The 7,122-nt window shown below is 68.5% G+C and carries 6 protein-coding genes; 4 read left to right on the top strand and 2 right to left on the bottom strand.

What is annotated here, in order from left to right; genetic code table 11:
- Positions 1–8: 8 nt before the first annotated feature.
- On the bottom strand, positions 9–449 hold the full coding sequence (gene ruvX, locus Q0629_RS09725) for a Holliday junction resolvase RuvX (protein WP_298781937.1): 441 nt from the start codon (positions 447–449) through the stop codon (positions 9–11).
- A complete protein-coding gene (alaS, locus tag Q0629_RS09720; protein ID WP_298781935.1) occupies positions 446–3,085 on the bottom strand; it encodes an alanine--tRNA ligase in 2,640 nt (879 codons plus the stop codon). The genes ruvX and alaS overlap by 4 nt, the downstream gene beginning before the upstream one ends.
- A gap of 204 nt (positions 3,086–3,289) precedes the next feature.
- Here alaS and larE point away from each other — a divergent pair, with 204 nt between their 5' ends.
- From larE to Q0629_RS09700, 4 genes are all read left to right on the top strand, one after another.
- Complete coding sequence (gene larE / locus Q0629_RS09715) at positions 3,290–4,189, top strand: ATP-dependent sacrificial sulfur transferase LarE (protein WP_298781932.1); 900 nt, start codon at positions 3,290–3,292, stop codon at positions 4,187–4,189.
- Positions 4,190–5,695 carry a potassium/proton antiporter gene (locus tag Q0629_RS09710; protein ID WP_298781929.1) on the top strand — a complete coding sequence of 502 codons (1,506 nt, stop codon included), beginning with the start codon at positions 4,190–4,192 and terminating at the stop codon, positions 5,693–5,695.
- 130 nt (positions 5,696–5,825) lie between these two features.
- Positions 5,826–6,617: a L,D-transpeptidase gene (locus Q0629_RS09705; protein WP_298781927.1), complete on the top strand. Its 792-nt coding sequence runs from the start codon at positions 5,826–5,828 to the stop codon at positions 6,615–6,617.
- On the top strand, positions 6,614–7,122 hold a 509-nt coding region (locus Q0629_RS09700; protein WP_298781925.1), incomplete at its 3' end, for an MBL fold metallo-hydrolase. The genes Q0629_RS09705 and Q0629_RS09700, both read left to right, overlap by 4 nt.

Raw genomic sequence — 7,122 nt, 5'->3', positions numbered from 1 at the left:
ACGGGGCGTCATGGGGCGGCCTGCCGCGCGAGCCAGCTCTCCAGGATCAGGACGGCGGCGATCTTGTCCACCCGCTGACGCCGACCGCTGCGGGAGACGCCGCCCTCGATCATCGCCCGGTGGGCTATGACGGTGGTGAAGCGCTCGTCCCACGTGTCGAACGCCAGGTCCGGGTGGCCGGCGCGGAGGAGGTCGACGAGCTTCGCCACCCTCTCCGCCTCCGGCCCCCTCGTGCCGTCCGTGCGCGTGGGCATTCCCACCAGGACCAGCGTCGGGGCGTACTGCACGAGGCAGGCCTCGAACTTTCGCCGCCAGCCTCCGTCCCTGTCCACCACGGGCCAGACGGCCAGCCCCTGGGCGATGAGGCGCATGGGATCGCTGATGGCCGCGCCGACGCGGGCGCTGCCTACGTCCAGCGCCAGCACGCGCCCGGGTTGAGCCTCCGTCATGCCCCCAACTGCCCCTTCAGGACCTCCGCCGCGCGCTCCAGGGCCTCATCGAGCTTTTCCCCATCCCGTCCGCCGCCCTGGGCCGTGGAGGGCCTGCCGCCGCCCTTGCCGCCCAGGACGGCCGAGGCCTCGCGCACGATGGCGCCCGCGTTGGCCCCGAGCTTCACGGCCCGGTCGTCCGCCATCACGATGAGCGTGCAGGTCCCGTTCCCGTCCACGGAAGCCAGGAGGGCCACCGACGGGTCCGGCCCCGCCTTCACCCGGTCCCCGACGTCGCGCAGGACGTCCGGCTTGACGTCCGAAAACCTGCCGATGTGCAGCACTGCGCCGCCCACGCGGCGCCGCTCCACGAACCGATCCACGTTGTCTGTCATCTCGTGGCGCGCCCGCTCCTGGGCCCGCTTCTGGAGGGCACGCAGCTCCTCTGCCAGGTCTTTGGCCTTCGCCTCCAGCCCCTCCTCGTCCGCGGAGAGGATGCCCATCAGGCGGCGGCGCAGGCCGAAGAGCACCTGCATCAGCTCCACGACCTCCATCCCCGTCACCGCCAGGATGCGTCGCGTCCCGGAGCCGATGCTCTCCTCGCGCAGGACCTTGAAGCTGCCGATGTCGCCCGTTGCCCGCACGTGCAGGCCGCCGCAGAGCTCCATGGAGAAGTCCGGCACCGTCACCACGCGCACGACGTCGCCGTACTTCTCGTCGAACAGCGCCTTCGCCCCCAGCTCCCGCGCCTCATCCAGCGTGTGCTCCGCCGTGGAGAGGGGGACGTTCCGCAGGATCTCCTCGTTGACGATGCGCTCGACCTCCTCGATCTGCCCGTCCGTCATGGGCGTGTGGTGCGTGAAGTCGAAGCGCAGGAAGCGATCCGTCACCAGGGAGCCCGCCTGGCGGACGTGGCGGCCCAGCACGCGGCCCAACGCCTCGTGCAGCAGGTGCGTTCCGGTGTGGTTGCGGCGGATGGCCTGTCGGCGCGCTTCGTCCGCCTCGGCCGTCACGTCGTCCCCGACGCGGACGGAGCCCTCCGTCATCCTCACGTGGTGGACGATGACCCCGCCGTGGGGCACGGTGTTCAGGACCTCCAGGGTCGTCTCTCCGTCCCGGATGGTCCCCGTGTCGCCCACCTCGCCGCCGCGCTCCGCGTAGAAGGGCGTCTCGTCCAGCACGAGCTCAAACTCCACGTTGCCCTCGATGTGGTCCCTTCGGCCCTCCTTCGTCAGGATGGCCGTCACCTTCCCCGCGCCCATGGCGGAGGCGTAGCCCGTGAAGCGCGTCGCACCCCCCTCGTTCTCCAGCTCCGTGTAGACGTCGCCGGCGAGGGCGCTCTTCTTCTGCTTGCTGGAGGCCCTGGCCCGGTCCCGCTGCTGCTGCATGGCGGCCTTGAAGCCCGCTTCGTCCACGGCGAAGCCCTGCTCGTCCGCCATCTCCCGCGTCAGCTCCGGCGGGAAACCGTAGGTGTCGTAGAGCGTGAAGACCACCTCCCCCGGAACCTCCCTGCGCCCCGCCGCGGCCAGGCGGGCCGTCTCGGCCTCGAAGAGGTCGGTGCCCTGCTGGAGGGTCCTCTGAAAGCGCTCCTCCTCCACGGTGATGATCTGTTCGATGGTGGGACGCTGATCGATGAGCTCGCGGTAGGGGTCGCCCATCAGGTCGATCAGGATGGGCATGTACTCGCACAGGAAGGCCCCCTCGAACCCCAGGAGCCGTCCGAAGCGCACGGCTCGGCGCAGCAGCCGGCGCAGCACGTAGCCCGGGCCGTCGTTGGCGGGCAGCACGCCGTCCGCCAGCATGAAGGCCACGGACCGGACGTGGTCCGCGATGACGCGCACGGCCATGTCGCTTCGGCCGCCCTGGCCGTATTGGATGCCGGCGCGCGCACAGGTGTGCCGGATCAGCGGCGTGAAGAGGTCCGTCTCGTAGTCCGTGTCCACGCCCTGCACCAGGGAGGCCAGCCGTTCCAGCCCCATGCCGGTGTCGATGTTCTTGTGGGGCAGGTTCGGCAGGCTTCCGTCCTTCTGCCGGTCGAACTGGGTGAACACCAGGTTCCAGATCTCAAGGTAACGGTCACAGTCGCAGCCCACGCCGCAGCTCGGCTTGCCGCAGCCGTAGGCCGGGCCCCGGTCGTAGTAGATCTCGGAGCAGGGGCCGCACGGCCCCGTGTCCCCCATGAACCAGTAGTTGTTGTCCTGGCCGAAGCGGAGGATGCGGTCCTCCGGCAGGCCCGCCTGGCGGTGCCACACCTCCCAGGACTCCTCGTCGTCCTGGTAGATGGTGGTGTAGAGGCGGCTGGGGTCGAGGCCGATCCGATCCGTCAGGAACTCCCAGGCCCAGGTGATGGCCTCCTTCTTGAAGTAGCTTCCCCAGGAGAAGTTCCCCAGCATCTCGAAGAAGGTGTGGTGCCGCGCGGTGCGCCCCACGTTCTCGATGTCGTTTGTGCGCACGCACTTCTGGCTGGTGGCGATGCGGGGGTACGGCGGCTGTCGGATGCCCAGGTAGTAGGGCTTCAGGGGCACCATGCCCGCGATGGTGAAGAGCAGGGAGGGGTCGTCCGGGATCAGGGAGAAGCTGGGGCAGCGGTGCGAGCCCTTCTCCTCCCAGAACTTCAGAAACATCTCTCGAAGCTCGCGTCCAGTTCGATGCTGCATTCAAAAAAACCTCTTTCCTGACGTGCGGCGCCGGGCCGCTCGAAATGATCTCAACATTATATCAAGCCTGACGGCGTTTAGGGAGGCACGGAGCGGCACGAAGCCGATCGGCCTCCGCCCACGCCTTTTGTCCTTATTCCGTGTCTTGGCGGTTGATTTTGTGCGGGCGTTTTTTTATGGTAAAGGATATGTTTCAAACGACGAATGGAGGGGACGGACCTGGAATCCGAGGTGGAGGAGCGGCTGCTTGAAGTTCGCCGGCTTCTGGAGGCGATGGGCGACGTCGCTGTGGCGCTGTCGGGCGGCGTGGACAGCTCGCTCCTCGCGGTGCTGGCCCACGAGGCGCTGGGCCGGCGCGCCGTGGCCGTGACGATCGAGTCCCCGCTCCTGTCCGCCGACGAGCGGGCCGACGCCGGGCGGCTGGCCGCGCAGGTGGGCATCCGACACGAGGTGCTTCCAATGGACGAGCTGGAGGACGCGGGCTTCGTCGCCAACCCGCGGGACCGGTGCTACCTCTGCAAGAGGATGCGCCTCGAGGCCGTCGTCCGCTGGGCCGCGGAGCGCGGCATCCCCTGGGTGCTGGACGGGGCGAACGCGGACGACCTCAGGGACTATCGTCCGGGGATGAAGGCGCTTGCAGAGTTCAGCTCCGTGCGGAGCCCCATGTTGGAGGCGGGGATAACGAAGGCGGAGGTCCGCGCCGCCGCGAGGGCGATGGGGCTCTTCACGTGGAACAAGCCCGCGCGCGCCTGCCTGGCCTCCCGAATCCCCTACGGGGAGCCGGTGACGGCGGAGGCGCTGAGGCGCGTGGAGGCCGCGGAGCGCTTTTTGGCGGGCATCCTGCCCCCCGCGGCGCAGTTCCGCGTGCGGGCTCACGGCGACCTGGCGCGCGTCGAGGCGGAGTGCGAGGACCTTCCCCGCGTCCTGGCGCGGCGGGAGGCCGTGACGGAGGCCCTGAGGGCGGCCGGGTTCCGCTACGTGACGCTGGACCTCGCGGGCTATCGCATGGGGAGCCTGAACGAGGCGTTGGACCAGGGCACGGCGAAGGACGTTCAGGCCCCTGCCGAAACGGCGGGAGCGGTTGGGACGAAAGGAGTGTTTTGATTGCTGGAGTACGTGGACCCCTTCCTCGTGGCGGGGCTTCTCTTCTTCCTGAGCCTCGTTGCGGGCACGCTCTCGGAGCGCATCAAGATGCCGGGGCTCATCCTGTTCCTGGCCATCGGCATGCTGGCGGGGGAGAACGGGCCGGGGGGGCTGCAGTTTGACGACGCGGTGACGACGAACTCCATCGGCACCTTCGCCCTGGCCTTCATCCTGTTCTCCGGCGGATTCGACACGCAGTGGGACGACGTGCGCCCCATCGTGCAGCAGGGGCTGGTGCTCTCGACGCTCGGCGTGTTCCTGACGGCGCTCTTCATGGCCCTGCCCCTGGCCTGCCTGCCCCGCTTCTCCTTCAAGGACGCCTTCCTGCTGGGGGCGATCATCTCCTCGACGGACGCGGCCGCGGTGTTCTCCATCCTGAGGACCCAGAAGGTCGGGGTGAAGGGGAAGCTCAAGCCGCTTTTGGAGTTTGAGTCCGGCAGCAACGACCCCATGGCCGTGTTCCTCACCATCACCGCTCTGAAGTGGCTGACCAGCGACAGCGTCCCCGTCGCCCAACTGGCCGCGAACTTCGTGGTGCAGATGGTGGCGGGCGGCGCCGTGGGCTGGATGATGGGGCGCCTTTCCTGCACGATGATCGAACGGCTGCGGGTGGAGAACGAGGCCCTTTACCCCGTGTGGGGCATCAGCATCGTGCTCTTCACCTTCGGCCTGGCCAACAGCGTGAACGGCAACGGCTACCTGGCCGTCTACGTCTGCGGCATCGTGATGGGAGGGCAGGACTTCCTCTACAAGTACAGCCTGCAGCGCTTCCACGAGGGCTTCGCCTGGCTGATGCAGATCGTGATGTTCCTGGTGCTGGGGCTCCTGGTCAACCCCGTGGAGCTGATCAACCGGTCCGTCATCGGGCTGGGGCTCCTGGTGTCGGCCTTCTTGATGTTCGTCGCCCGGCCGGCAGCGGTGTTCCTGTGCTCCGCCCTCAGCGACAGCAGCTTTCGGGAGAAGCTCTTCGTCAGTTGGACGGGCCTGAGGGGGGCCGTGCCCATCATCCTGGCCACGTACCCTCTGACGGAGGGGCACCCCCAGGCGCGCTTCATGTTCAACCTGATCTTCTTCGTCGTGCTGACCTCCGTCATCTTGCAGGGCAAGACCCTGGCGACGGTCGCCCGGTGGCTGGGGCTGGACGCGACGGTCCGGGTCGCCCCCTCCTACCCCCTCTCCTTCGACCGCACCCCCGGCAGCGGCAGCGACGAGACGCGGGAGGTGGACATCCTGCCGGACGCGGCGGTCATCGGCAGCACGGTGAGTGAGCTGAAGTTCCCGGAGGGCGTGACGATCCTCCTGATCAACCGCGGTTCCCGCTTCCTCATCCCCAAGGGCGGCACGCAGCTCGAAGCGGGGGACACGCTCCTGATCTTCGGCGAGCGGGCCCGGCTGTCCTCGGTGGAGCAGGCCCTGACCGAGAGGGGCGACGCCCCCCAGGACCTCCACTCGGACTCCTTCGAGTGACCCGTTCGCGGCCGCCCGGCCCGCTTTTTGCCCGTGGACTTCGGGGACGGATGCGGTATACTTCTGAGGTCCGACCGGCGGCGGGCCGCCGCTTTTGGGCGCTGACATTTCAAACGATCAGGGGATGGAAATGAACGCTTTTCTGGAGTTTATAAAGGACCTCTTGACGCTGCGGACCACGTGGATCGACAAGGGGCAGGGCCGCTGGGTGGCGCGGCGTCGGATGCATCCGCTGATGCGGCTCATCGTGTTCTGCGGTGCAGCGTCGGCAGTCGTCGTCCTGGGGATGGAGTTTCTCCGCAGCGGGCCCGTGCCCGCCCCTGAGGCGGAGGTTCCCCTGAGCGCTCCTCTGGGTTCTCCGGACGTCCCCGCCCTCATTGTGGACGAGGCACTCGGCGCCGCGAGTTCGGAGCCGTTGGCCGTCCTGCCGGAGGTGGAGGAGCCGGAGGACGAAACTCCCCAAATGACGGAGCCGACACCGACCCCCAGCGCCCTGCGGCCGCCCCGCGGCGCGGGGAAGTACTGGATTCTCATCAACAAGGGGCAGTACCGGCTGTCCCTCTATCGGGGGCGGGACCTGGTGAAGACTTACAACGTCGCGATTGGCAAGAACCCCGGAAACAAGCGCCGCGTTGGGGACAACCGCACGCCGGAGGGGCAGTTCCGCGTCCTGTCCATCGAAAACGCCTCGGCCTGGAAGCACGACTTCGGCGACGGCAAGGGCGAGATCGCGGGGGCTTACGGCCCCTGGTTCATCCGGCTGGACACGGGAGGCTGGAAGGGCATCGGCATCCACGGCACCCACGCTCCGGACTCCCTGGGGACCATGGCCTCCGAGGGCTGCATCCGGATGAACAACGACGAGATTCGGGACCTCAAAAACTACGCCTACCGCAACATGATCGTCAGGATAGAAAAATGACCGCGGCGGCGGGCGCGACCCTCGACTTCGGCGAGGGGCTGTTCCTGATCGACCTGCCTCAGGGGATGCCGGGCTTCCGGCAGTTCATCGCCTCCTGGTTCTTCGTGGACGCCCTGGGGCGGCGCGTCGTCGTCGACCCCGGCCCGGCGAACACGATTCCCCTCCTGAACGGGGCGCTGGAGCACCTGACGGAGGACGTGGACCTCGTGCTGCTGACCCACATCCACCTGGACCACGCGGGGGGCGTTGGCGCCTTCTGCCGACGGTGGCCTCATGCCGGCGTGCTGGCCCATCCCCGCGCCTTCGCCCACCTGCGGAGGCCGGACCGGCTGTGGAGCGCCTCGGTGAGGACGCTGGGGGACGTGGCTTTGGCCTACGGGGAGCCGGAGCCGCTGGCCGCCCCGCTCCTTTCGGAGGACCCGGGCGGCCTGATCGAGGTCCTCCCGACCCCCGGCCACGCCCCTCACCACGTGGCCCTGCGAACGCGGCCCAGGGAGGGCAGCCC

It is taken from the genome of uncultured Fretibacterium sp., from assembly GCF_938030725.1.
Classification (GTDB): Bacteria; Synergistota; Synergistia; order Synergistales; family Aminobacteriaceae; genus Fretibacterium.
The sequence above is the reverse complement of the archived record's forward strand: the minus strand, read 5'-3'. Positions and strand labels throughout refer to the sequence as shown.